At 52.6% G+C, this 3,049-nt stretch carries 1 rRNA gene and 1 other annotated feature; the gene reads right to left on the bottom strand.

Annotated elements, in window-relative coordinates:
- Positions 1–115 (bottom strand): 5S ribosomal RNA (gene rrf / locus BN1135_RS20535).
- 127 nt (positions 116–242) lie between these two features.
- Positions 243–3,049 (bottom strand) — a sequence feature (most likely nonfunctional fraction of RNA operon).

A 3,049-nucleotide genomic window follows, 5' to 3' on the forward strand; every position in this document is an offset into this window, starting at 1 on the left:
GCCTGGCAGTGTCCTACTCTCGCATGGCGAATGCCACACTACCATCGGCGCTACCGCGTTTCACTTCTGAGTTCGGCATGGGATCAGGTGGTTCCACGGCGCTATGGCCGCCAGGCAAATAACTTCAATCTGAGAAAGCTGACGTGAATAACGATGTTGCTCATGGCTTGTCGTTATCACTGAATTTTTAAGTAGTTCACTTGGTATCTGTTACAAGTCTCAGAACACTTCTTGGGTGTTGTATGGTTAAGCCTCACGGGTAATTAGTATGGGTTAGCTCAACACGTCGCCGCGCTTACACACCCCACCTATCAACGTTGTGGTCTCCAACGGCCCTTTAGGACCCTCAAGGGGTCAGGGATGACTCATCTCAGGGCTCGCTTCCCGCTTAGATGCTTTCAGCGGTTATCGATTCCGAACTTAGCTACCGGGCAGTGCCACTGGCGTGACAACCCGAACACCAGAGGTTCGTTCACTCCGGTCCTCTCGTACTAGGAGCAACTCCCTTCAATCATCCAACGCCCACGGCAGATAGGGACCGAACTGTCTCACGACGTTCTGAACCCAGCTCGCGTACCACTTTAAATGGCGAACAGCCATACCCTTGGGACCGACTTCAGCCCCAGGATGTGATGAGCCGACATCGAGGTGCCAAACACCGCCGTCGATATGAACTCTTGGGCGGTATCAGCCTGTTATCCCCGGAGTACCTTTTATCCGTTGAGCGATGGCCCTTCCATTCAGAACCACCGGATCACTATGACCTACTTTCGTACCTGCTCGACCTGTCCGTCTCGCAGTTAAGCTGGCTTATGCCATTGCACTAACCTCCTGATGTCCGACCAGGATTAGCCAACCTTCGTGCTCCTCCGTTACTCTTTGGGAGGAGACCGCCCCAGTCAAACTACCCACCAGGCACTGTCCGCGAGCCCGATTCAGGGCCCTGCGTTAGAACATCAAACATACAAGGGTGGTATTTCAAGGACGGCTCCACGACAACTAGCGTTATCGCTTCAAAGCCTCCCACCTATCCTACACATGTAGGTTCAATGTTCAGTGCCAAGCTGTAGTAAAGGTTCACGGGGTCTTTCCGTCTAGCCGCGGGTACACCGCATCTTCACGGCGAATTCGATTTCACTGAGTCTCGGGTGGAGACAGCATGGCCATGGTTACACCATTCGTGCAGGTCGGAACTTACCCGACAAGGAATTTCGCTACCTTAGGACCGTTATAGTTACGGCCGCCGTTTACCGGGGCTTCGATCAAGAGCTTCGCTTGCGCTAACCCCATCAATTAACCTTCCGGCACCGGGCAGGTGTCACACCCTATACGTCCACTTTCGTGTTTGCAGAGTGCTGTGTTTTTGATAAACAGTCCCAGCCATCTGGTCACTGCGACTCCCAACTGCTCCATCCGCAAGGGACTTCACTGTCAAGAGCGAACCTTCTCCCGAAGTTACGGTTCTATTTTGCCTAGTTCCTTCACCCGAGTTCTCTCAAGCGCCTTGGTATTCTCTACCCGACCACCTGTGTCGGTTTGGGGTACGATGACTTGTAATCTGAAGCTTAGAGGCTTTTCCTGGAAGCATGGCATCAATGGCTTCCGCACCGTAGTGCGTTCGTCTCGTGTCTCAGCGTTGTATCTCCGGATTTGCCTAGAAATACCGCCTACGCACTTTCACCAGGACAACCGTCGCCTGGCCCACCTAGCCTTCTCCGTCCCCCCATCGCAATTACAAGTCGTGCAGGAATATTAACCTGCTTCCCATCGATTACGCCTTTCGGCCTCACCTTAGGGGTCGACTCACCCTGCCCCGATTAACGTTGGACAGGAACCCTTGGTCTTCCGGCGAGGAGGTTTTTCACCCCCTTTATCGTTACTTACGTCAGCATTCGCACTTCTGATATCTCCAGCATACCTCTCGATACACCTTCGCAGACTTACAGAACGCTCCCCTACCACTCAATCATAAGATTGAATCCGCAGCTTCGGTGCCTGGTTTGAGCCCCGTTACATCTTCCGCGCAGGCCGACTCGACTAGTGAGCTATTACGCTTTCTTTAAATGATGGCTGCTTCTAAGCCAACATCCTAGCTGTCTGAGCCTTCCCACATCGTTTCCCACTTAACCAGAACTTTGGGACCTTAGCTGGCGGTCTGGGTTGTTTCCCTCTTCACGACGGACGTTAGCACCCGCCGTGTGTCTCCCGGATATTACTTACTGGTATTCGGAGTTTGCATGGAGTTGGTAAGTCGGGATGACCCCCTAGTCCAAACAGTGCTCTACCCCCAGTAGTATTCGTCCGAGGCGCTACCTAAATAGCTTTCGGGGAGAACCAGCTATCTCCGAGTTTGATTGGCCTTTCACCCCCAGCCACAGGTCATCCCCTAACTTTGCAACGTTAGTGGGTTCGGTCCTCCAGTTGATGTTACTCAACCTTCAACCTGCCCATGGCTAGATCACCCGGTTTCGGGTCTACACCTTGCAACTAGACGCCCAGTTAAGACTCGGTTTCCCTACGGCTCCCCTATACGGTTAACCTCGCTACAAAATGTAAGTCGCTGACCCATTATACAAAAGGTACGCAGTCACCCCGAAGGGCTCCCACTGCTTGTACGTACACGGTTTCAGGTTCTATTTCACTCCCCTCACAGGGGTTCTTTTCGCCTTTCCCTCACGGTACTGGTTCACTATCGGTCAGTCAGGAGTATTTAGCCTTGGAGGATGGTCCCCCCATATTCAGACAGGATGTCACGTGTCCCGCCCTACTCGATTTCACTTCAAGGTCGTTTTCATGTACGGGGCTATCACCCTGTATCGCTGGCCTTTCCAGGACCATTCCACTAACTTCCAAGAAACTTAAGGGCTAATCCCCGTTCGCTCGCCGCTACTAAGGGAATCTCGGTTGATTTCTTTTCCTCGGGGTACTTAGATGTTTCAGTTCTCCCGGTTCGCCTCGATACATAGCTTAACGAGGCGAACCGGGAGAACTGAAACATCTAAGTACCCCGAGGAAAAGAAATCAACCGAGATTCCCTTAGTAGCGGCGA

This window comes from Aeromonas sobria (genome assembly GCF_000820145.1).
GTDB lineage: Bacteria > Pseudomonadota > Gammaproteobacteria > Enterobacterales > Aeromonadaceae > Aeromonas > Aeromonas sobria.